This is a genomic window from Symbiopectobacterium purcellii, from assembly GCF_019797845.1.
In the GTDB taxonomy this organism is placed as follows: Bacteria; Pseudomonadota; Gammaproteobacteria; order Enterobacterales; family Enterobacteriaceae; genus Symbiopectobacterium; species Symbiopectobacterium purcellii.
This window is the reverse complement of the sequence record NZ_CP081864.1, coordinates 3,790,557-3,815,033: the sequence shown is the minus strand read 5'-3', so window position 1 is coordinate 3,815,033 and position 24,477 is coordinate 3,790,557. Positions and strand designations below refer to the sequence as shown.

Below are 24,477 nucleotides of genomic sequence, written 5' to 3'. Positions count from 1 at the left end.
GGAATACACCATGTCAGAACGTTTGAATAATGACGTGGATCCGATCGAAACTCGCGACTGGCTACAGGCGATCGAATCGGTTATCCGTGAAGAGGGTGTTGAACGTGCGCAGTACCTGATCGATCAGGTATTGTCAGAAGCGCGCAAGGGTGGCGTAAACGTAGGGGCAGGCAGCGCCGTTAGCAACTACGTCAACACCATTGCTGTGGAAGACGAACCCGCCTATCCGGGTAACCTGGACCTTGAGCGCCGCATTCGTTCCGCTATTCGTTGGAACGCCATTATGACCGTGCTGCGCGCGTCCAAGAAGGATCTGGATCTGGGGGGCCACATGGCATCCTACCAGTCTTCTGCGACCTTCTACGAAGTGTGCTTTAACCATTTCTTCCGTGCACGCAGTGCACAAGATGGCGGCGATCTGGTGTATTTCCAGGGCCATATCTCTCCGGGTATCTACGCGCGTGCCTTCCTGGAAGGGCGTCTGACTGAAGAGCAGATGAACAACTTCCGTCAGGAAGTACACGGTCAGGGGCTCTCCTCTTACCCGCACCCGAAATTGATGCCGACCTTCTGGCAGTTCCCGACCGTCTCCATGGGGCTGGGCCCGATCGGCGCCATTTATCAGGCTAAATTCCTGAAGTATCTCGGAAACCGTGGTCTGAAAGACACCTCCAAACAAACCGTTTATGCCTTCCTGGGCGACGGTGAAATGGATGAGCCGGAATCCAAGGGTGCTATCACCATCGCGACCCGCGAGAAACTGGACAACCTGGTCTTCGTTATCAACTGTAACCTGCAACGTCTGGACGGACCGGTTACCGGTAATGGCAAGATCATCAACGAGCTGGAAGGCATCTTCGGCGGTGCTGGCTGGCAAGTGATCAAAGTGATGTGGGGCGAACGTTGGGACGAACTGCTGCGTAAAGACACCAGCGGTAAACTGGTCCAACTGATGAACGAAACCGTTGACGGTGACTATCAGACGTTCAAATCCAAAAACGGTGCCTACGTGCGTGAGCACTTCTTTGGAAAATACCCGGAAACGGCTGCGTTGGTTGCTGACTGGAGCGACGATCAGATTTGGGCCCTCAACCGCGGTGGTCACGATCCGAAGAAAGTCTTTGCTGCACTGAAAAAAGCGCAAGACACCAAAGGCAAACCGACCGTTATTCTGGCGCACACCATCAAAGGTTATGGTATGGGTGATGCGGCAGAAGGCAAAAACATTGCTCACCAGGTCAAGAAAGTTAACATGGACGGCGTGCGTTACTTCCGCGACCGCTTCAATGTGCCGGTAGCGGATGCAGACATCGAAAAACTGCCGCTCATCACTTTCGACAAAGATTCTGATGAATACAAATACCTGCATGAGCGCCGTCAGGCTCTGGGTGGTTACCTGCCGTCTCGTCAGCCGAACTTCGACGAGAAGCTGGAACTGCCGACGCTGGAAGACTTCAGCTCTCTGCTGGAAGAACAAACCAAAGAAATCTCCACCACCATCGCCTTTGTGCGTGCCCTGAACGTGATGTTGAAGAACAAGTCGATCAAAGATCGTCTGGTTCCGATCATCGCTGACGAAGCGCGTACCTTCGGTATGGAAGGTCTGTTCCGCCAGATCGGTATCTACAGCCCGAACGGCCAGCAATACACCCCGCAGGACCGTGAGCAGGTGGCGTACTACAAAGAAGACCTGAAGGGTCAGATCTTGCAGGAAGGCATCAACGAACTGGGTGCAGGCTCATCCTGGCTGGCGGCGGCAACGTCTTACAGCACCAACAACCTGCCGATGATCCCGTTCTACATCTACTACTCCATGTTCGGGTTCCAACGTATTGGCGACCTGTGCTGGGCAGCGGGTGACCAACAGGCACGCGGCTTCCTGGTCGGCGGGACTTCTGGCCGTACCACGCTGAACGGCGAAGGTTTGCAGCACGAAGACGGTCACAGCCACATTCAGTCGCTGACTATCCCGAACTGCATTTCCTACGATCCGTCCTTCGCTTACGAAGTGGCTGTGATCATGCATGACGGTCTGGAGCGCATGTACGGTGAAGCGCAGGAAAACGTCTACTATTACATCACCACACTCAACGAAAACTACCACATGCCAGCCATGCCGCAAGGCGCGGAAGAAGGTATCCGTAAGGGTATCTACAAACTGGAAACGGTAGCGGGCGCGAAAGGCAAGGTTCAATTGCTGGGCTCGGGTTCTATCCTGCGTCACGTTCGCGAAGCGGCACAGATTCTGGCCAACGACTACGGCATCGGTTCCGATGTATACAGCGTAACCTCCTTCACGGAGCTGGCGCGCGATGGCCAAGACTGCGAACGCTGGAACATGCTGCACCCGACCGACGCACCGCGCGTACCGTACATCGCTCAGGTGATGAACGATGCACCGGCTGTTGCGTCCACTGACTACATGAAACTGTTTGCCGAGCAGGTACGTACTTACGTTCCGGCCAGCGATTACCGCGTACTGGGTACTGATGGCTTCGGTCGTTCCGACAGCCGTGAAAACCTGCGTCACCACTTTGAAGTGGACGCTTCCTACGTAGTAGTTGCCGCACTGGGCGAATTGGCTAAACGCGGTGACGTTGACGCTTCTGTGGTGGCTGAAGCCATCAAGAAATTCAACATCGATCCTGAAAAAGTTAACCCGCGCTTGGCATAAGAGGGAAAGAGTAATGGCTATCGAAATCAACGTACCGGATATCGGTGCAGATGAAGTTGAAGTCACCGAAGTGATGGTGAAGGTGGGCGACAAGGTAGAAGCTGAACAGTCGCTGATCACCGTGGAAGGCGACAAAGCCTCCATGGAAGTGCCTTCTCCTCAGGCTGGCGTGGTGAAAGAGATTAAAGTGGCTGTCGGCGATAAAGTGGCGACGGGCAAACTGATCATGGTCTTCGAAGCCGAGGGTGCAGCTGCTGCTGCACCGGCTCCGGCGGAAACCAAAGCTGCTGCGCCTGCCCCTGCAGCAGCCGCGAGCGCGGCGAAAGAAGTGGCCGTGCCGGATATCGGCGGCGACGAAGTTGAAGTTACTGAAATCATGGTTAAAGTGGGTGACAGCGTGAGCGCTGAGCAGTCGCTGATCACGGTGGAAGGTGACAAGGCTTCCATGGAAGTGCCAGCACCGTTCGCGGGCGTGGTGAAAGCGATCAACATCAACACCGGCGACAAAGTGAAAACCGGCTCGCTGATCATGGTTTTTGAAGTCGCAGGCGCTGCTGGTGCGGCGGCTCCGGCCCAGCAAGCGGCTGCTGCTCCTGCCGCTGCGGCGTCTGGTCCGAAAGAAGTTAACGTACCGGATATCGGTGGCGACGAAGTTGAAGTCACTGAAGTGATGGTGAAAGTCGGCGACAAAATTGCCGCTGAACAATCTCTGATCACCGTAGAAGGCGACAAGGCTTCTATGGAAGTTCCGGCACCGTTCGCGGGCACCGTGAAAGAGATCAAAGTCAGCACTGGCGACAAAGTGAAAACCGGCTCGCTGATCATGGTGTTTGAAGTGGAAGGCGCTGCGCCTGCTGCTCCGGCCGCCAAACAAGAAGCCGCTCCGGCAGCGCAACCGGCGAAAGCCGCTGCACCTGCACCGGCTGCTGCCAAGGCAGACGCTAAAGGCGAATTCGCTGAAAACGATGCTTACGTTCACGCAACGCCTGTCATCCGCCGTCTGGCGCGTGAGTTCGGCGTAAACCTGGCGAAAGTGAAGGGCAGCGGCCGTAAAGGTCGTATCCTGCGTGAAGACATCCAGGCTTATGTGAAAGACGCGGTTAAACGCGCTGAATCCGCACCTGCTGCGGGCGCTGCGACCGGTGGCTCTCTGCCGGGTCTGTTGCCGTGGCCGAAAATCGACTTCAGCAAGTTCGGTGAAGTGGAAGAAGTTGAACTGGGCCGTATCCAGAAGATCTCTGGTGCCAACCTGAGCCGTAACTGGGTGGTTATCCCGCACGTTACGCACTTCGACAAAACGGATATCACCGATCTGGAAGCGTTCCGTAAACAGCAGAACGTGGAAGCGGAAAAACGCAAACTGGATGTGAAGATCACCCCTGTGGTGTTCATCATGAAAGCCGTTGCGACTGCGCTTGAGCAGATGCCGCGTTTCAACAGCTCGCTGTCTGAAGATGCTCAACGTCTGACGCTGAAGAAATACATCAACATCGGTGTTGCCGTTGATACGCCGAATGGTCTGGTGGTTCCGGTGTTTAAAGACGTGAACAAGAAAGGCATCATCGAGCTGTCTCGCGAGCTGATGGCTATCTCCAAGAAAGCCCGTGATGGCAAGCTGACTGCGGGCGAAATGCAGGGTGGTTGCTTCACCATCTCCAGCATTGGTGGCCTCGGCACCACGCACTTCGCGCCGATCGTCAATGCGCCGGAAGTGGCTATCCTGGGTGTGTCCAAGTCTGCGATGGAACCGGTCTGGAATGGTAAAGAGTTTACGCCGCGTCTGATGATGCCGATCTCTCTGTCCTTCGACCACCGTGTCATTGACGGTGCTGATGGTGCTCGCTTTATCACCATCATCAACAACACTTTGTCTGACATCCGCCGCCTGGTGATGTAATCGAAAAAGCCGGCCTTGCGGTCGGCTTTTTTCTGATAAGCTGTTATTTGCTACAGCTGTCAGTGATTAAGGACACATCGTGAGTCGCTTGTTGTTTCAAAATTGTTAACGATTTTGTAAACTACAGCGGCAAAAGACACGTCCCGGTGGAAGAGGGCGTTAAGACTCAATAATAATGACGTCACAGACCCGCCGGAAATCAATTAAGAGGTCATGATGAGTACAGAAATTAAAGCTCAGGTAGTGGTACTGGGTGCTGGCCCTGCGGGTTACTCTGCGGCGTTTCGCTGCGCGGACCTGGGGCTGGAAACCGTACTGGTAGAGCGCTACTCCACGCTGGGTGGTGTGTGTCTGAACGTGGGCTGTATCCCTTCTAAAGCGCTGCTGCACGTAGCAAAAGTTATCGAAGAAGCAAAAGCGCTGGCGGAGCACGGTATCGTGTTTGGCGAACCGCAAACCGACATCGACAAGATTCGTCTGTGGAAAGAGAAAGTTATCACCCAGTTGACGGGCGGTCTGGCCGGTATGGCGAAAGGCCGTAAAGTGAAAGTGGTCAACGGTCTGGGCAAATTTACCGGTGCGAATACCCTGGAAGTTGATGGTGCTGAAGGCAAAACCGTGATCAACTTTGATAACGCGATCATTGCCGCCGGTTCTCGTCCGATTCAGCTGCCGTTTATTCCTCATGATGACCCGCGCGTGTGGGATTCTACCGATGCGCTGGAACTGAAAAACGTACCGGGGCGTCTGCTGGTCATGGGCGGCGGTATTATCGGTCTGGAAATGGGCACCGTGTACCATGCGCTGGGTTCTCAGATCGATGTGGTTGAAATGTTCGATCAGGTGATCCCGGCGGCGGATAAAGACATCGTTAAAGTCTTCACCAAACGCATCAGCAAGAAATTCAACCTGATGCTCGAAACCAAAGTCACGGCGGTAGAAGCCAAAGAAGACGGTATCTACGTCTCGATGGAAGGCAAGAAAGCCCCTGCTGAACCGCAGCGTTATGACGCGGTACTGGTGGCTATCGGCCGTGTGCCGAACGGTAAAAACCTCGATGCCGCTAAAGCAGGAGTGGAAGTTGACGAGCGTGGCTTTATCCACGTTGACAAACAATTGCGCACCAACGTGCCGCACATCTATGCTATCGGCGATATCGTCGGTCAGCCGATGCTGGCGCACAAAGGCGTGCATGAAGGTCACGTGGCCGCTGAAGTTATCGCGGGCAAAAAACACTACTTCGATCCGAAAGTGATCCCGTCCATCGCCTACACCGAACCGGAAGTGGCATGGGTGGGTCTGACAGAGAAAGAAGCGAAAGAGAAAGGTATCAGCTTCGAAACGGCGACCTTCCCGTGGGCGGCGTCTGGCCGTGCCATCGCTTCTGACTGCGCGGACGGCATGACCAAGCTGATTTTCGACAAAGAAACGCACCGTGTTATCGGTGGCGCGATTGTCGGTACCAACGGCGGTGAACTGCTGGGTGAAATCGGTCTGGCGATCGAAATGGGCTGTGATGCTGAAGACATTGCGCTGACCATTCACGCTCACCCGACGCTGCACGAATCTGTTGGCCTGGCGGCTGAAGTGTTTGAAGGCAGCATCACCGACCTGCCGAACCCGAAAGCGAAGAAAAAATAAGTTTTCAGGCTTGCAGGCATAAAAATCCGGCGCTTAGGCGCCGGATTTTTTTTATCGGTCTTTATCTCCTCGCCCCTAACCACGTAATCTATTGTTATAAAAGCTTCTATTCTCTCCAAATATCTATTTTTAGCAAAATGCTTGCTAATTTTTTCGCTAAAACTATACATAAAGCATATCGCTAGAGTTTCAGTGGTCGTTTTCTTTAATGGCTTAGCCTCCTTTGTATTCACTGTCTTATTAGCGCGATGCGAACGCGGCGGTGATTGAGATAATTGGCTGATAGGTATGAAGGACGCTTTTCAATGAAAAATAAAATAATGCCACACGCTGATTTACCGCCAGCAGCACACCATTTCGATGTGACAACGTTTGATGACTACGCCGAGCTTTATGAGAATTTGTTCTTATTGCCATATCGTCATGAGCTTGAACTTCCTACATTGGAGAAATTGCTGGGCAATCTCACCGGATTAACCGTTCTGGATTTTGGTTGTGGATCCGGCATTATTACTCGCTGGCTTCATGAAAAAGGTGCCGCAAAGGTTTTTGGTTATGATATATCCGAGGGGATGCTACGCTTTGCAAAAAAGAAAGAAGAGGAAACCGGTAAAGGAATAACGTATCTTTCAGCGATAGATGAAAGCCACTATGAAAAATTCGATATCGTCTTGGCTATCTATGTTATCCCTTATATTCCGGATAAATCGACGCTGCTTGAACTGGCAAAGACGATGGCCCATCTACTGAAGTCCGGTGGCCGTGTGATAACCTTACCGATACATCCACATTTTAATCCAAATCCTGAATATTATCGTCAATATGGATTTCGCCTTACAGAAAAAGGGCCGCGTTCAGACGGTAGTCTTATTGATCTACACCTTTGCTTCCCGCCCTATAACGTGAATATTGAGGCGCGTTATTGGTCAGAAGAAACGTTAAATAACATTTTATGCCAAGCGGGTCTTAAGGCTATCCGCTGGCAAAAATTGTTGCCGCCTGATCCCCCAAATAGCGAACTCGACGATTATCTCAACGCCCCCCATGCGGCGATTATCGAAGCGACGAAAGACTAAGAATATCGCGAGTCGTTTGTTAAAAATCGCATTGAGCTGATAGGGAACTAAACGCAGGCTTCTGACTTCAGAATGGCTGTGCAACGCTTATTAATCTCACAACGCAGAGCGGCTCCGCCCTTGGCAACGCAGTGCCACACGCTGGGGAGCCACCACGTCATCGCATCAACTGTGCCCCAGCATTGTAGCAAGGGTAATGCTGAGATGAGCAGGGTTATGAAGGCGCTTTAACCATGGTTAAACACTAGCACGCTAACACTTTTTACTTTTCCTGCTATACATCGAAAATCAAAACGGTATTTTAAAAACAGGTCAGGTCGATTGAGGAAAAGAGATGGCAACCATCAAATGGGCAATCATGGGCACCGGCACTATTGCGAAAAGCTTCGCACAGGGGTTGGACTCGTTAGCGGATGCAGAGCTTTATGCCGTGGGTTCGCGTTATTTGCAACATGCCGAACAGTTTGGCGAGCGTTTTCCCGCGCAGAAATACTACTGCAGCTATGAGGCGTTGGCCTGCGATCCCGATGTTGACGTGGTGTATATCGCCACGCCCAACAGCGCCCATAAAGACAATATCTTGTTATGCCTGAATCACGGTAAGTCAGTGCTCTGTGAGAAGCCCTTTACCTTGAATCGTCATGAAACCGCAGAGGTCATCCGCGTCGCGCGTGAAAAAAATCTTTTTCTGATGGAAGGCATGTGGACGCGCTTCTTTCCGGTTTACCGACAAGTCCGTGAATGGCTTGATGCTGAGGCTATCGGCCCGGTGCGTATGGTGAGCGCCGATTTCGGTTTTCGTCGTGAAGGACCTGCCGAAGATCGCAAAGTGGGCTTGCATCGTGGCGGCGGCGCATTGATGGATGTCGGGGTTTACCCCATCTCATTTGCATCCTGGGTTTTCCGGCAGGCTCCATCCACGATCACCGGCGTTGCCAGCCTGTACGAAACCGGTGTGGATGACCTGTCTGCCATGACGCTGCTCTATCCGGATGGGCAAGTGGCGGTGTTGTCCTGCTCGATCAACACCCCGACGCAAAAAGAAGCGCGGATCATCGGTAATAAGGGGACCATCGTTATTCCCGAATTCTCCAAAGCGATCTCCGCCACGCTGGCGGTGATTGGCGAAGCACCCGTCACGGTAACCTTTCCGCTTGAAGGCAATGGCTATAACTATCAGGCAGCCGCTGTCATGGCATGTTTGCGCGCAGGAAAAACCGAATGCGAACTGATGCCGCTCGATGAGAGCCTGGCGATTATGGCGCAGATGGATGAACTGCGGCGGCAGTGGGGGGTTGTGTTTCCGGGGGAGAGATAACCTTCTCATATTGTGGGGCATGCACGTTTATTTCTTCTCTTCGCTTTTACTATCAATGCATAAAAAGAAACGGTGTTTTATTTTAAGGACTATTATCATGCGCATTCCGGTACGCTTCTGGCGGCGTGTTTCTGTAGTGCTTCAGTGATGGCGAACGACATGACTTACCAAACGTCTGCGGTAACCGAAGAGGGGTTGCCGGTGTTCTATCCCGAACTCAAACAGCAGCTCACCTATCCGGGAGCCTGGCTGTCAGGCAATGAGAAGGATTTTGCTGTTTGGAAAACCGAGGCACGCCAGAAACTGCGAGCGATGTTGCTGACGCCGGATTCACACCGTGATTTTGCACCCGCGACGATTGAACGCGAAGAGCGAGATGGCTATGTCGCCGAGAAAGTGGCATTCAATATTACCGATCAAAGCCGGGTAGCAGGGCTGCTGTTAACACCCAAAACGCCGGGGCCGCATCCGGCGATCATCTTGTTGCACGATCACGGCTCAAAGTTTGATATCGGCAAAGAGAAGATGATCAAGCCGTGGGGCAATGCCGAGAAACTGGCATCGGCACAGGCGTGGGCCGATAAATTTTTCACTGGCCGTTTTGTCGGTGACGAGTTGGCGAAACGCGGCTATGTAGTGTTGGCGGTGGATGCTATCGGTTGGGGAGATCGCGGTCCGCTGAAGTATGAGCAGCAACAAGCGCTGGCGAGCAACTTCTTTAATCTGGGTCGCTCACTGGCGGGCGAGATGGCGTATGAAGATATGCGCGCTACGGATTTTCTTGCGTCGCTTAAACAGGTGGATGCCAAACGTGTTGGCGTCGTCGGGTTCTCGATGGGGGCTTACCGCGCCTGGCAGTTGGCGGCGCTTTCTGACAAGGTGGCAGCAACGGCCGCTGTTTCATGGATTGGCACCTACGATGGGCTAATGACACCGGGCAATAACGTGCTGCGCGGTCAGTCTGCCTTCTATATGTTGCACCCCGGTTTGCCTGCACAATTTGATTTCCCCGATGTGGCAAGCGTCGCGGCTCCTAATCCCATGCTGTTCTTCAATGGCGGCAAAGATAAGCTGTTTCCGGAAAGCGCGGTACAAGGTGCCTACGATAAGATGCACCGCGTGTGGAAATCACAAAATGCCGACAACAGGCTGGAAACCAAAATGTGGCCAGAGTTAGGGCATGTGTTCTATCAGGAACAGCAGGCGGAAGTGTTTGATTGGCTGGATCGTTACTTGATGCCAAAACCGTAATAGCGCAGGCGCGGGGTAGATCACCGCGCCTGTGGTTATGTGTTTGCGGTTAGTTGAGTAACAGCTGGTTCAGATAGGCGATATCGCCCGGTTTATGTAGCGCACAGCTTGCCTGAATCCGCGCAACATCCAGCTGCGCCAGCGACTGGAGGTTTTGTCGCAGTTTGGCGATAAGATCTGTTTTGTGGGCCACAGTTTGTTGGCGAGTGACCGTCACGGTAAGGCTTTCACCGTCTGTCAGATGCAGCGTCACGCGGTGAAAACGCGCGTCAGGGTTGAGTTCATCCGGCGGTGCGCTCTGATCCGGCTGACGCGTTACTTTATCTGCCAGCGCCGCGATAACTTCATCAACCGGGCCTTCAGCAAAACGCGCCAGCGTCAGTTCTCCTTCCAGCAGACCCGCTGCAATCACATACTCCAGACTAAAGCGTCCCTCCATGCCGGTAGCGGCTTTATGAATAAAGGGTGCAACGTCTCCGCCGGGGGGGAACGCAACGGTAATGTTCTCAACGCGAGCGATCAGCGAAGGGATATCACCGTGCTGCGCCAGCCATTGCTGGCGTAATGCAAAAGCGGCTTCCCCAGCGCTGTGCGTGCCGCCACAGGTGGGATAGCTTTTAAATTCCAGACCGGGCGTGACAATGCGCCAAGGCGTACCCCAGTTTTCACTCAATTTCTCCGGGTGCTGCTGCCCGTCGCCGTGTGATGACAGAAAATCATCCAGTACCTGCGTGGCGTTTCCACTAAACCCTGCCAATGCCAGCTTGGTGGCGGTTAACCCGGCGCGTGCAGACAGCCCGGCGTGCAGCGGTTTTACTGCCGAGCCAAACTGCGCGCGCAGCCCTGCGGCCTGCGTTGCCGCCAGTCCTAGGATGTTCTGTGTTTGTGTCACCGAGACACCGATCAAACGTGCCGCCGCCGCAGCGGCGGCAATCGCCCCCAGCGTCGCGGTATTGTGATAGCCGAGGCCGTAGTGGCGTGCGCCCGCCGCGAGCCCGATGCGCCCGGCAACTTCTACGCCAATCACATAGGCGGCGAGAAAATCCGCTTCACGCAAACGCGTGTCTTCGGCGCTCAGCGCAAATAATGCCGGCAGAATTACCGTGCTAGGATGGCCGCGAAAAGCGGGGTGGTAGTCATCAAAATCAAGTGCGTGCCCCACATAGCCCAATATCACACTGCGCGTCAGGCTGTCCGAGGCGGAAAACACCTGACGCAGTGGCGTCAGATTGCTGTCGTGAATGGCACCTTGGGCAATGGGGAGGGAAGTGGCGACAAAATCCATCACGCCGTCGCGCGCGACGTTGAGCGCGGCAGTATCCGGTAGGGTGTTAACGATGTGATGAGCGAGTGTGGCGGTGATATCGTGCGATGTGGTCATTTGAAAAGGCAATCAAGTAAATACATGAATGCCTATAGGTATAATTGAAAGCACCGTACGCTGTATAGCGCAAATTTTGCATTATACCCGTCATACTTCAAGTTGCAGGTGCGTTGGCTGCCCTCGTTATTCGGCCCATCCCTGGGCCTCACCTCTTACGAGGCCGCCGCACGCGGCGTTCAAATCTGCTCCCGGCAGATTTGTCACCCGAATCACTTACCTGAGTAAGCTCATCGGGATTCATTCGCTTGCCGCGTTACGAGACGCATAAATGAGCCTCGCCCTAGAGGGTCAGCGCAAGCGCTGTTCAAAACGTAAACGTTTTGTCCTGCAACTCGAATTATTTTGGGTATAGCAGTGCATCACGTTTAGAAACGGTCTTTGAGCTGCCCCGGTGTGATGCCAAAGGCGCGGCGAAATGCCGTAGAGAAATTGGCCGGGCTGTTATAACCCGCGATATGGGCGGCCTGCGCGATACCTAGTCCCTCTTTTTGCATGGCGACCATGGCGCGTTGCAGCCGGTTGCGGCGCAGGTACTCAAACACGCTCATACTAAACGCCTGACGAAAATGGCGCTGTAAGGTGCTTTCACTCATGTTGACCTGTTTGGCGATCTCTTCCATTGACAGTTGATCCGCCGCGCCGCTTTCCAGTATATCGCGCACTTCCTGCACCCGATGGTAGATACGCAGCGGTACACGCGCATTTTTTTCCTGTGCGGTGCTCAGCAATGAGCTGAAGGCTTCAACGATCAGGCTCAGGCATTGGGATTCCAATTGCAAACGCTGCAATGGTGTCGAGCAGGGATCGGAATTGAGGATCTGCATGGCGATCGCCATCGCCTGGCGCGACGGCATCCAGTGATGCACGGCTAAATGCGTCTGGGTGAAGTCATAGAGGGGGCGCCACTCATCAACGGAGTCCAAAAGATTACCGTACAACCACTCGCGGCTAAAGGTGAGCGACAGGGTGCGTTCGTACTCATCGCGCTTGCCGGTGCGGGTAAATAATACCGGAGACATCAGTGACACCAGCGAGGCGGGCTGCGCCTTATTGAGATGCAACTGCTGGTGGTCATAGCTGACCTGCGCCTGCCCGTTGACCACGATAGCCAGTTTGATCGCATCTTCCAACTGACCCTGGGTTTTCATGTTGTGCAAATTGATCACATCAGCGGTGTGCAAAATCAGGTGGCGATTGAGCGGCATCACGCTAAAGCTGCCGTACAGCACCGGTGTTTCATCAATCAATCGCGGCCCGACAAAGCGGTACTGGTTTGAGACCAGACTGGATTGTTGAACGATATGATCTTTGTAAATCGCCTTGGAGGATGGAACGCTGCTGTGCACGAGTCTCTATCACCTATGGTTAACGTGGTTTTTTACCATCCATATTGGCGCTTATGCAAAAGACTTTGCGTCTGGCGCAAACCCTTTCCAGAAGCACAAATGTAACAATGTCCGCGTCAAATTGGTAATGCAAATACTTCTCAGTAGCATTTTTCGTCTTTATGATATCGGACGGCTGCAATGAGAGTGGCGCATACCTGACAAGCGGAGAGGGTAACGCCATACAGAAGACCATGACGCACTGCGCACCTTCCCGATAAACCGCCGCTCCCGCCGGTTTTCTCTCCGACTTCGACAACTATTTTCCGATGCCACCCATGAGCACATTTGCCATGGTCGAGGGCATTTTTCTTACTTATGACAGCATTACAGGGCGACTCTGATGAAAAAACGATTTTCCCGCCATACTCTGGCGACCTTGATCGGTGACAGCTGTGGCGCTGCGTCTTTGCTGGTTTCAGCGCAGGCGGCAACCCCCACTGAGGTTGAACAAAACAGCGGTGATACCATGGTGGTGACGGCGGCGGAACAAACCCGTCAGGCACCGGGCGTGTCAGTCATCACCCGGGAAGATATCCAACGTCGTCCGCCAGCGAACGATCTCTCAGAGATCATCCGTACCATGCCGGGCGTCAACCTGACCGGTAACTCGAACAGCGGCTCGCGCGGCAACAACCGCCAGATCGACATTCGTGGCATGGGGCCAGAGAACACCCTGATTCTGATCGATGGCAAACCGGTTTCCAGCCGTTCATCCGTGCGTTACGGTTGGCGCGGTGAGCGCGATACGCGCGGCGACACCAACTGGGTGCCGAGCAACATGGTTGAGCGCATCGAAGTGCTGCGTGGCCCGGCGGCGGCTCGCTATGGCAACGGTGCTGCGGGTGGCGTGGTGAATATTATCACCAAGCAGCCTACCGATGAATGGCACGGTGCGTGGAACAGCTATATGAACTTCCCTGAGCACAAATCGGAAGGCGCGACCAAGCGTACCGATTTTAACCTGATGGGCGGCCTGACCGATACCCTGAGCATGCGTCTGTACGGTAACTACAGCAAAACGCAGGCCGATGCCTGGGATATCAACAATGGTCATCAGCTATCGCCGAAAGCGGCTATTCCCGCTGGGCGTGAAGGGGTGCGTAACAAAGATATTAACGGCTTGCTGCGCTGGGAGTTTATGCCACAGCAAACGCTGGAATTTGAAATGGGAGCCAGCCGCCAGGGTAATATTTATGCGGGTGACTCTGAGAACAATAACGGTAATGCACAGAATCAGGCATTGTTTGGGCAAGAAACCAACCGTATGTATCGCCAAAAGTATGCGCTGACCCATCGTGGTTACTGGGACAGTGGTGTTAGCGCCTTGTCCTACTTCCAATATGAAAGAACTGACAACTCACGTATATTTGAACCGTTAGCGGGAGGCCCTGCAGGGCGCCCAACGGGTGGTTATTACACTGATATCACGCTGGATGCTTACGCGGCGCATAGTGAAGTCAATATCCCGTTTGAACTTTTGTTTAATCAAACGGCGACTATTGGTGCGGAATGGGTAGAGCAGAAAATGCACGATCCTTCTTCCAACACACAAACCACGGATGAAGGCGGAAGCATCGGTACTATTGCGGATATTAACCGCAGCCAGGATATTTCTGCCCGTATCGCTTCAGTGTTCGTTGAAGACAACATCGAAGTCACTGACAGCACCATGCTGACACCAGCACTGCGCCTCGATCATCACAGCATTGTGGGAACCAACTGGAGCCCATCGCTGAATCTGTCACAGCAATTGGGCGAGGACTTCACCCTTAAAATGGGCATCGCGCGTGCCTATAAAGCGCCGAACCTTTATCAACTGAACCCTAATTATCTGCTGTATAGCCGTGGTAATGGCTGTAATGGCGATCACTCTTTCTACTTGATGGGGCGTGATGACCTTAAAGCTGAAACCAGCGTTAATAAAGAAATTGGCCTTGAGTTTAAACGTAATGGCTACCAAGCGGGTGTGACCTATTTCCGTAATGATTACCGTAATAAGATTGAATCTGGTGTTACCAAACTTGGTACTGCTGTCGGTGGAAGTACGACAGGTAGCACCGCAAAGTATGCCAATGCCAACATTTTCCAATGGGAAAACGTACCTAAAGCGCTGGTGGAAGGGCTGGAAGGTTCTTTGACAGTACCTGTTACGGAAACCATTAGTTGGAATAACAACATTACTTGGATGCTGCGTTTGGAAAACAAAACGACCGGGGAATACCTGTCGATTACGCCAGAATTTACGCTGAACTCCTCTGTTAGTTGGCAGGCCACTGACGATCTCTCTTTCCTGGGCAAAATGACCTGGTATGGACGTCAGAAACCGAAGAAATACAACTATCAGGGTACGCCAGTGGCTTCGATTCCGCTGACTGCTGCGTATGATACTAATGAAGTCAGCCCCTATGCGGTCTTCGGTTTAAGTTCAACCTATAAAGTGAATAAGAATTTGAGCATTACGGGTGGAGTGGATAATCTGCTCGATAAACGTCAATTCCGTAAAGGTAATGCGCAATCACTGACCAGCACGAATGATACTACGGGTATCACTTCCATCAGTACCTACGGCGCAGGTGCTGCTACCTTTAACGAACCGGGTCGTACTTTCTATGTAAGCGTCAACACCTCGTTCTAAGCAGTATAAAAATCAAACCCCCTGTGCGTGCGAAACGCGCAGGGGGTTTTTTTATGAATTATAGAATCGCAGATTAACCGATAATCAGCTTGCCCAGCGTCAGCCCAACCACCACGGAAACCACCACGTTGACCAACCCAGGTCGCATAAAGCTGTGGTTTAGCACGTACTTGCCGATGCGAGTGGTGCCGGTGTCATCAAAGGCCAGCGCGGCGAGGCACTGTCCGGCAACCGGAATAAAGAAATAACCGTTTACCGCGGGCCAGGAGCCAATCAGCGCATAGGCCGGTAACCCCAGCGCCAACCCGAGCGGCAGCAGGATCAGCGTGGTTGCCGCCTGGCTGCTGACCATGGCTGAAACAAAGAACATCATGATGGCGATAAGCCAGGTGTGGGACTGAAGCAGGGTCTGCACTTCCGCTTTGATCAGCCCAATATGACTGCTGACAAAGGTTTCGCTCATCCAGGCCAGGCCAAACGCACACACGATAGCCAGCGCACCGGCACGAAACACGGTACCGCTCAGGATGTTATCAATCGGTGGGCGACACAGCAGCACGATGATACAGGAGAAGCTCAGCATCACCATTTGAATGGTGGCGGACATCGACAGCGGCTGAAGGCCCTTGGCGGTTTCCACCAGCGGGCGCAAGCCGGGGATCAGGCCAAGCAGCACAATCACTACCGCACCGGTCAGAAACAGCAGCACTGACAGCTTGGCATGCGGTGCGATTTCGACGCTTTTCTGCGTGTGTTCGACAGGTTTAAGCAAGCCAGCCGCCAATCGGCGCTGATATTCCGGGTCATCCGCCAGTTCTTTGCCCTTGTTGAAGGTGGCGACTGCGCCAGCCGCGACGCCGATCAACGTGGCGGGTACGCAAATCATCATAATGGTGGCGATAGAAACGCCCAGCGGCGCCATCAAACCGATCATGGCTGCCATCGCGGCCGAGATCGGGCTGGCGGTAATGGCCTGCTGCGAAGCGATCACGGAAATCGACAGTGGGCGTTCCGGGCGGATCCCTGAACCGCGGGCAACTTCAGCAATCACGGGAAGCAGGCTATACACCACGTGCCCGGTGCCTGACATAAAGGTGAAGAGGTAGCAGATAAAGGGGGCCAGCAGGGTAATGTGGCGCGGGTGACGGCGTAGCATTTTTTCCGCTAACCGCACCAGAAGATCCAACCCGCCGGAGGCCTGCAATGAGGAGGCGGCCAGCACCACGGCGAGGATAATTAAAATCACGTCAATCGGGGGCGAAGAGGGTGTCAGGCCAAAAACAAACACCAGCACGGCGACGCCGAGACCGCCCACCATCCCTAAAAATACCCCTCCGACCCTGGCACCAAAAACCAGAGCAACAAGAATAAAGGCTAATTCCGTCCAAAACATACCTACCCCCAGATTATTACGGGCTGAATGCCAGACATTGCTACCCTTCATACGGCTCGTGGCAGGTGTGTTGGCTGCGACACGGGCTATTAAGGGCAAATGATATGAAGCGCCTGTTATTATTCGGAATACGGTTTTCCGAACCCAAAGGCACCATAGTGATTAAGCACGTGACGTGCTGCTATTCCGCCTGCCGTCATGGCACGAAGGACGTCGTCTTCATCCGGTTCGGGTGATGTGGCGGTTAATAGCGAGAGCATAAAACCGGTTAAAAAGGCATCTCCGGCGCCCAGTGTGTCGACGGGCTCGATATAGTCAGGTTGCCAGATGATATGTATTTTTTCAGAGTGGTAATAAACATGTTCATGTCCCCGGGTGGCGATAATATGGCGACAACCGTAATCATAAAGTTGCCTTATTTTTATTTGTGTTTGATCGGGTGTTAACGCGCCGCAGGAGACAAAACCATAATCGACCCACGGGAAAACCTGTTTGAAATAGTCATCCGTTCCTCGTGCGGAGAAATCAAATGACAGTGTGATATTGCGTTGTTTTATTTTTTCCAGTTCCGTTTCGAGGTGTCCGTTTAAACTGGAATGTACCAGATCGAACTGCGCAATATATTCCATATCCTCGGGCGTTAAATGCAGGGGATGCTCGCGCAGTGCACCATTCTTATTACTGGTGACAAATTCCCTGTCCCCCTGATTCAACCTTATGCAGGCATAGCCGTTCTCGCCGTCATAATGACGACAGCGCTGTGTATCGACGGTCAACTCGCGCAGCGTCGCCTGAACGTGCTGGGCGGCGGCATCATTGCCGAAGGCACCTAAAAATGCACTCTCATGGCCGGCGAGTCGCGCATAGGCGGCAAAGTTTAGCGCATTGCCGCCGGGATACATGATGCCGGTGTGCAGATATTTATCGACGACATTGTCACCAATGCCTATCACCTTAATGCTCATCGTGATTCCTTATGCGCTAACGTTATTGAGAGCGTCCCTGCCGATGAATATTCCCGGGTGTTATCAGTATTCCACTTTCCACATATAACGACGGGTGGTTAATGGGTGCTGGCGAACCTCTGCCAGCGCTCGGTTATATACCGGGTACACGTTGTTAAACAGTGAGTGGTTAAAATAATCAATCACGCTGGGTTTGATGGTGGAGAGGCCCAATTCTTTCGCATCCACCACTTCTATCCGACGGCCATATTTTTTCAGAAAGTTGAGGGCACGCTCATCGACGGCGCGCGTGCTGCCTTCGGAAAACTGGAAGAAGAAGGGGGTGTTGGCATCGGTAATTTCAAAAGGACCGTGGAAAAATTCGCCGCTATGAATACACGCGGAGTGGATCCATTGCATTTCCATAAAAATACAGATGCTTTGCAAATAGGCCGCGCCGTAACCGGCTCCGCTGGCCATGGTATAAATCACCTTGTCATCTTTATATTCCTGAGCGAAGGCCGCAGCCCGTTTGCTCAGGTGTTCGCAGGCACGATAAACAATACGGTTGATTTTGCTCAGACCATCCTGGAAATCATCATAAGCGGCATAGCCTTCGGTCTGGTGCAGGATCTCCACGGCGCTGATCAGCCCTTTCAGCGTTTTCTCCTGCGCGATATCTTTGCCATCGCCAAAGCTGTAGCTTTCAACAAAATCGCAGTGAGCTACCAGTGGTGAATCCATTACCCAGGTTAACCCGATAACCGGCACGCCACGGCTTTGCGCCAACGCTGCCGCCTGAATGGTTTCCGGCGTATTTCCCTTGTGAGACGCGACGACGACGATGGCATCTTCACCCAGTGCCACCGGCGGGTTATGGATAAACTCTCCGCTGTTATACAGCCCGACAGACACCGTTTTTGCCTCTTTCTCAATAAAGGCTTTCGCCGGATAAAACGCTGCATAGGAGCCCCCGCAGGCGACGTAGTAAACGTGCTTAACGCCCCCTTTCTCCGTTTTACTGGCCACGATGTCGCTAATAATTTGTTGAATACTCATCTCTTTTCCTCTTCGGTCGCTGCCGACATTGGCGCTATTACGTCATGTCTTGCACATTGAATCTTTAATGTATCTAAATGTATTTTTTTTATGTGTATAACATTGAGATACATTTATGGCAATACACGCAGCAATAAAAAATCGGGAGCCGCGATGCGGATCCCGATTTAAGCCGTAACAGGGCGTGATGAACAGAAAGAAAAAGTGATTACACCGTGAAGCGCAGCTTGTCACCGACCACTAATTGGTGGGAAATGCACGAGATATCGCGGTGGTTATCTACCATTTCACTCTTGATCGAGATGAGCGGATGGCGCTCGGCAACGCCAAGGTAGTGTGCGACATCGAAATTGGCGTACACCAGTTCGATCACTTTGCTGGAGTGGGTAAACCACAGATCGTGGTGTTGGCGCAGGACGTCATACAGTGAGTTATTGTTGAGATCTTCGTTGATCAGAAAGGCAAAACGCGGTGGAAACCACACGGTTTCCAGTGAAACGGGCACATCGTCAGCATAGCGAATGCGCTCCAGCACCACCGCTTTTTCCTCTTTGCTCATGCCAAAGCGCTCACGAATCTCTTTACTGGCGGGTTCGAAAACGGATTTGATGGTGTGTGCGCCGGGCCGGCGTCCCTGTGAACGGCACAGTTCGCTAAAGCTCATGATACCCGTCATGCTGCGCTGAAATTTCTCTTCTGATACAAAGGTGCCTTTACCCGATACCCGGGTTAGCAGCTTCTCTCGGGTCAATGCATCCAGCGCTTTGCGTACCGTTACGCGGCTGACATTCCAACGGGTACTCAGGTCGTTTTCGGTCGGGATTTGTTGTCCGGGCGGAAATTCACCGCTGAGAATCGCCTCTTTCAGCGCTTCTTCGAGCTGTTTATACAGCGGTGTTGCACTCGTGGTATCCGGCAGATTCACGTTAAGTATCCTTTTGTATTATCCTCGCCCTCGCGCAAGGATAGCATACAATACTTTCTCTTATGGATAACGTTCGTCTGTGTAACGCATACTGGCCGTGTGCAACGCCCACTGTCTTTGCCGTCAACCGATCAGGAAGAGGCCGCCAGACGCGGAATAAACGCCGCTGCCTGCTCCTGATAGCGCGGTACATCGTTGACCTGGAAAATCGCTACCGCCTGCGTGAGCTGGCGTGCTTGTTCTTCCAGCGATGCCGCTGCGGCCGCGGATTGCTGTACCAGCGCCGCGTTTTGTTGCGTGACGCCATCGATATCATTAATCGCCTGGCTTACCTGATGAATGCCCTGACTTTGTTCATCGGATGCGGTGGCAATCTCTTCGATCAACGCATTGACCTGACCGATGGCCTCAATAATGCTATCCATCACATCGCCGGTGCGGGTGACGTGGCGTGCCCCGGCATCGACGCGTTCGACGGATTCGGCTATCAGGGTTTCGATATCTTTGGCGGCCTGCGCGCTTTTTTGCGCCAGATTGCGCACTTCGCTGGCAACCACGGCAAAACCGCGTCCTTGCTCACCGGCACGCGCGGCTTCGACCGCTGCGTTCAGCGCGAGAATATTGGTCTGGAACGCGATACTGTTGATCATGCTGGTGATGTCAGTGATTTTATGTGAGCTGGCGGCGATGCTGTCCATAATGCCACCCAACTCTTTACCCATTTCCCAGCCCTGCTTCGCCACGCCGGTGGCTTTTTCTGCCAGACGCGTGGCCTGATGGACATTGTAGGTGTTGTGCTTGAGCGTGGTGCCCAACTGTTCCATGCTGGCTGCTGTTTGTTGCAGTGCCGCCGCCTGCTGCTCGGTACGGCTGGAGAGATCGTTATTGCCCGCATAGATCTCCGACGTCCCCACGTAGATGGCATCGGCGCTGCCGCGAATGGCAATGACGGTCGCCTTCAGGCTGTCCTGCATTTCCCGCAAATAGGGCACTAACTGTCCGGCATCGTTGCGGCCAAAGCCATCCAGATTCTTCTCCAGTTTGCCTTCGGTCAGGGTGCGGAAGTGGTGGCGGATCGCGGTGAGCGGCTTGATGACGCAACCGACCAGATAGCGATCGGTGAGCAGCAGGATCACCGCGCCGGCCAACAGTGCGACCATCAGGATGTTTTTGCACCATGACACCAGACGATCGATGGTTTGCACCGTTTGGTTATCGGCGGCGACCGCCTGGTAGCCATTGACGGCCGCAATAAACTTTTCATTCAACGGATGAAAATCATCGCGGAACACGCGCCGATATTCAGCAAACTTTTTCTCTTGCAGCGCGCTCATCATCGGTTGCAGACCCTGTTGCAGGACGTTCTGCCAGTTTTGCACGGTTTCATCGACCGTTTGCTGTGCAACCTGCGGGTGAGGCATGACTTTGAAGGCCTCCAGACTGGCGGCACTGTTTTTGTATTCGTCAACAGCTTGCGCCAACGTGGCATCGACATCGGTCAGTTTGCCACTTTGCATGAGCGTCACCACCTGATTGAGGCGGATTGCGGTGTTCATGGATTGGTTCGCGCCTTTGGTCAGCGTATTCAGTCCTTCCACCTGGGTGTTACCCACGATCAAATAGTGCGTTGCCTGATTAAGGGCGGAGAGCGTAAACCACGCCACACCTCCCCACAGCAAAAGAAACAGCGTCAACACCATCAGCAACACCTTTCTGATGGTCATATTGCGTAAAAAAGACATGATGATACCTATCCATTTTCCAACCCCTGGTGATGTTAAGCTACGGCAAGATACGGGAATTCTTACATACGTCTTTTTTATAGGTCGAGGGCAGTATAACAAACTGAAATTGTTGAAAGTTACCCAATGTAAACCCCAATCGCGCGCAGGGGATATGTCGACGAGGGGCGCTCGTGGTATGCTCAAGTAAAAAACGTTTATTCCCATCATGGTTTACGGGGCGTGTTCCTTTGCGCGGCCAGGCAATACTGCGTTATTTATGTTGCTTTTATGTAAACGGAATTAACAAAACGTTCAAAAATTGATATGCTGGAGTGCATGACGATCTTACTGCCGGATACGCCACCCTACATTTTCACAGGCGGAGGATACATCGCCTGACGCGTAACCGGGTATGGACATCACAACCGGGAGCGAGAGCGCCGGACATAACGAAGACAATGAGAGCGAGGAGAGAATCGTGCTAGAAGAATATAGCAAGCACGTGGCCGACCGGGCTGCACAGGGCATCGTACCCAAGCCGTTAGACGCTTCACAGATGGCAGCGCTGGTCGAAGCGCTGAAGAAACCGCCTGTTGGCGAAGAAGAGGTGTTGCTGGATCTGCTGGTAAACCGCGTGCCGCCGGGCGTTGACGAAGCTGCCTATGTAAAAGCCGGTTTTCTGGCGGCCGTCGCGAAAGGAGAAGCCCATTCTCCGTTAATCAGCCCGGAAAAAGCCGTTGAACTGCTTGGCACCATGCAAGGCGGTTATAATATTCATCCGCTGATTGACGCGCTGGACAATGAGACGCTGGCTCCCATCGCTGCTGATGCGCTGTCACATACGCTGCTGATGTTCGATAACTTCTACGATGTAGAAGAGAAGGCCAAAGCTGGCAACGTGCACGCTAAACGTGTGGTGCAATCCTGGGCTGATGCCGAATGGTTCCTGTCTCGCCCTAAACTGGCGGAAAAAATTACCGTCACCGTTTTTAAAGTCACCGGTGAAACCAATACCGATGACCTCTCTCCGGCACCTGATGCCTGGTCTCGCCCTGATATCCCGTTACATGCGTTGGCGATGTTGAAAAACGCCCGCGATGGCATTACGCCGGATCAACCCGGCGCCGTTGGCCCGATCAAACAGATCGAAGCGCTCAGCCAGAAAGGGTACCCGTTGGCCTACGTGGGTGATGTGGTGGGCACCGGTTCTTCGCGTAAATCCGCCACCAACTCGGTGCTGTGGTTTATGGGCGACGATATTCCTCACGTGCCGAACAAACGCGGTGGTGGCGTGGTGCTGGGCGGCAAAATCGCGCCTATTTTCTTTAACACCATGGAAGATGCGGGCGCATTGCCGATCGAAGTCGATGTGAACGAATTAAACATGGGCGATGTGATCGACATCTACCCCTACAAAGGTGAAGTTCGCCTGCACGACAGCGATACCGTGTTGGCAACCTTTGCGCTGAAAACTGACGTACTGCTTGATGAAGTGCGGGCGGGTGGGCGTATTCCTCTGATCATTGGTCGCGATCTGACCACCAAAGCGCGTGAAGCGCTGGGCTTGCCCGCGAGTGATATCTTCCGTCAGGCGAAAGATGTGGCGCAGAGCACGCGCGGCTTCTCGCTGGCACAGAAGATGGTGGGGCGTGCCTGTGGCGTTGCCGGGATTCGTCCGGATCAGTATTGCGAACCCAAGATGACCTCCGTCGGTTCTCAGGACACTACCGGACCGATGACCCGTGACGAACTGAAAGATCTGGCTTGCCTTGGCTTCTCTGCCGACTTGGTGATGCAGTCATTCTGCCATACGGCCGCCTATCCGAAGCCCGTTGACGTCACCACGCATCATACGCTGCCGGACTTTATCATGAACCGTGGCGGTGTCTCCCTGCGCCCGGGCGATGGCGTTATCCACTCCTGGCTCAACCGCATGTTGTTGCCGGATACGGTAGGCACCGGCGGTGACTCCCATACCCGTTTCCCGATCGGTATCTCCTTCCCGGCGGGTTCCGGGCTGGTGGCGTTTGCTGCCGCTACGGGCGTGATGCCGCTGGATATGCCGGAGTCGGTGCTGGTACGCTTTAAAGGCAAGATGCAACCGGGGATTACCCTGCGCGATCTGGTGCATGCCATCCCCCTGTACGCCATTAAACAGGGGCTGCTGACCGTAGAGAAGAAAGGCAAGAAGAACATTTTCTCTGGCCGCATTCTGGAAATCGAAGGGTTACCCGACCTGAAGGTTGAGCAGGCGTTTGAACTGACCGATGCGTCAGCAGAGCGTTCTGCCGCCGGGTGTACCATCAAGCTGGATAAAGCCCCGATCATCGAGTACCTGAATTCTAATATCGTGCTGCTCAAGTGGATGATCGCCGAAGGCTACGGCGATCGGCGTACGCTGGAGCGTCGTGTTCAGGGCATGGAAAAATGGCTGGCCGATCCGCAACTGCTGGAAGCCGATCCCGATGCAGAATATGCCGCGGTGATCGATATCGATCTGGCGGATATCAAAGAGCCGATTCTGTGTGCGCCGAACGATCCGGACGATGCGCGCTGGCTGTCGGATGTGCAGGGTGAGAAGATTGACGAAGTGTTTATCGGCTCTTGCATGACCAACATCGGTCACTTCCGTGCCGCGGGTAAACTGCTGGATCAGCATAAAGGCCAACTGCCGACGCGCCTGTGGGTTGCGCCGCCGACCAAGATGGATGCCGCGCAACTGACGGAAGAGGGCTATTACAGCGTGTTTGGCAAGAGCGGCGCGCGCGTTGAGATCCCAGGCTGCTCGTTGTGCATGGGTAACCAGGCGCGCGTAGCCGATGGCGCAACGGTGGTGTCGACGTCTACCCGTAACTTCCCGAACCGCTTGGGCACTGGCGCTAATGTCTATCTGGCGTCTGCGGAGCTGGCGGCGGTGGCGTCACTGCTGGGTAAACTGCCGACGCCTGACGAATATCTCGCCGCGATGGCTCAGGTGGATAAAACCGCGCAGGATAGTTATCGCTACCTGAATTTTGATCGGTTGGATCAGTATACGGCGAAAGCGGACGGGGTGATTTTCCAAAGCGCTGTCTGATTTCTGTGTGTGATAAAGACGACAAGAGCCCATGATGATATGGGCTCTTTTTTTTGGCCGCTCGCCGTTGAGCGCGCAGGTAGGCTTTTGCA

General features: G+C 53.6%; 15 protein-coding genes. 8 read left to right on the top strand and 7 right to left on the bottom strand.

Translation table 11 applies throughout. The features are described 5' to 3' along the window. Positions 1-10 precede the first annotated feature (10 nt). The 6 genes from aceE to K6K13_RS17780 all read left to right on the top strand — a co-directional run bounded on the left by aceE (position 11) and on the right by K6K13_RS17780 (position 9,857). Positions 11-2,674 (top strand): pyruvate dehydrogenase (acetyl-transferring), homodimeric type, encoded by a 2,664-nt coding sequence (aceE, locus tag K6K13_RS17805; RefSeq protein WP_222158171.1) that lies wholly within the window; start codon positions 11-13, stop codon positions 2,672-2,674. A gap of 13 nt (positions 2,675-2,687) precedes the next feature. After that, positions 2,688-4,571, top strand: a complete 1,884-nt coding sequence (gene aceF / locus K6K13_RS17800) for a pyruvate dehydrogenase complex dihydrolipoyllysine-residue acetyltransferase (RefSeq protein WP_222158170.1) — start codon at positions 2,688-2,690, stop codon at positions 4,569-4,571. Positions 4,572-4,787: 216 nt separating this feature from the next. Beyond that, positions 4,788-6,212 carry a dihydrolipoyl dehydrogenase gene (lpdA, locus tag K6K13_RS17795; RefSeq protein WP_222161165.1) on the top strand — a complete coding sequence of 475 codons (1,425 nt, stop codon included), beginning with the start codon at positions 4,788-4,790 and terminating at the stop codon, positions 6,210-6,212. 305 nt (positions 6,213-6,517) lie between these two features. Then, positions 6,518-7,288 (top strand): class I SAM-dependent methyltransferase, encoded by a 771-nt coding sequence (locus tag K6K13_RS17790; RefSeq protein WP_222158169.1) that lies wholly within the window; start codon positions 6,518-6,520, stop codon positions 7,286-7,288. A gap of 334 nt (positions 7,289-7,622) precedes the next feature. Continuing rightward, entirely contained in the window at positions 7,623-8,606 is a 984-nt protein-coding gene (locus K6K13_RS17785; RefSeq protein ID WP_222158168.1) for a Gfo/Idh/MocA family protein, read from the top strand. 117 nt (positions 8,607-8,723) lie between these two features. Next, positions 8,724-9,857, top strand: a complete 1,134-nt coding sequence (locus K6K13_RS17780; protein WP_252120540.1) for a dienelactone hydrolase family protein — start codon at positions 8,724-8,726, stop codon at positions 9,855-9,857. Positions 9,858-9,906: 49 nt separating this feature from the next. Here the strand turns inward: K6K13_RS17780 and K6K13_RS17775 are convergent, their stop codons facing one another. Continuing rightward, complete coding sequence (locus tag K6K13_RS17775; RefSeq protein ID WP_222158166.1) at positions 9,907-11,238, bottom strand: MmgE/PrpD family protein; 1,332 nt, start codon at positions 11,236-11,238, stop codon at positions 9,907-9,909. Between the two features lie 368 nt (positions 11,239-11,606). Continuing rightward, positions 11,607-12,587 (bottom strand): helix-turn-helix transcriptional regulator, encoded by a 981-nt coding sequence (locus K6K13_RS17770; protein WP_222158165.1) that lies wholly within the window; start codon positions 12,585-12,587, stop codon positions 11,607-11,609. 382 nt (positions 12,588-12,969) lie between these two features. Here K6K13_RS17770 and K6K13_RS17765 point away from each other — a divergent pair, with 382 nt between their 5' ends. Continuing rightward, positions 12,970-15,264, top strand: a complete 2,295-nt coding sequence (locus tag K6K13_RS17765) for a TonB-dependent siderophore receptor (protein WP_222158164.1) — start codon at positions 12,970-12,972, stop codon at positions 15,262-15,264. 73 nt (positions 15,265-15,337) lie between these two features. Here K6K13_RS17765 and K6K13_RS17760 read toward each other — a convergent pair whose 3' ends face one another. The 5 genes from K6K13_RS17760 to K6K13_RS17740 all read right to left on the bottom strand — a co-directional run bounded on the left by K6K13_RS17760 (position 15,338) and on the right by K6K13_RS17740 (position 21,327). Then, positions 15,338-16,657, bottom strand: coding sequence for an anaerobic C4-dicarboxylate transporter family protein (locus K6K13_RS17760; RefSeq protein WP_222158163.1), 1,320 nt, complete (start codon positions 16,655-16,657; stop codon positions 15,338-15,340). 119 nt (positions 16,658-16,776) lie between these two features. Beyond that, positions 16,777-17,622, bottom strand: coding sequence for a fructoselysine 6-kinase (locus K6K13_RS17755; protein ID WP_222158162.1), 846 nt, complete (start codon positions 17,620-17,622; stop codon positions 16,777-16,779). 63 nt (positions 17,623-17,685) lie between these two features. Further along, the gene (fraB, locus tag K6K13_RS17750) at positions 17,686-18,660 is read right to left on the bottom strand and encodes a 6-phosphofructose-aspartate deglycase (RefSeq protein WP_222158161.1); all 975 of its coding nucleotides are present in this window, start codon (positions 18,658-18,660) and stop codon (positions 17,686-17,688) included. Between the two features lie 208 nt (positions 18,661-18,868). Beyond that, positions 18,869-19,585: a GntR family transcriptional regulator gene (locus K6K13_RS17745; RefSeq protein WP_222158160.1), complete on the bottom strand. Its 717-nt coding sequence runs from the start codon at positions 19,583-19,585 to the stop codon at positions 18,869-18,871. 131 nt (positions 19,586-19,716) lie between these two features. Then, positions 19,717-21,327 carry a methyl-accepting chemotaxis protein gene (locus K6K13_RS17740; protein ID WP_222158159.1) on the bottom strand — a complete coding sequence of 537 codons (1,611 nt, stop codon included), beginning with the start codon at positions 21,325-21,327 and terminating at the stop codon, positions 19,717-19,719. Between the two features lie 460 nt (positions 21,328-21,787). On the opposite strand from K6K13_RS17740, the gene acnB reads away from it, so the two are divergent. After that, positions 21,788-24,385 (top strand): bifunctional aconitate hydratase 2/2-methylisocitrate dehydratase, encoded by a 2,598-nt coding sequence (gene acnB, locus K6K13_RS17735; protein ID WP_222158158.1) that lies wholly within the window; start codon positions 21,788-21,790, stop codon positions 24,383-24,385. The last annotated feature ends 92 nt before the right edge of the window (positions 24,386-24,477 follow it).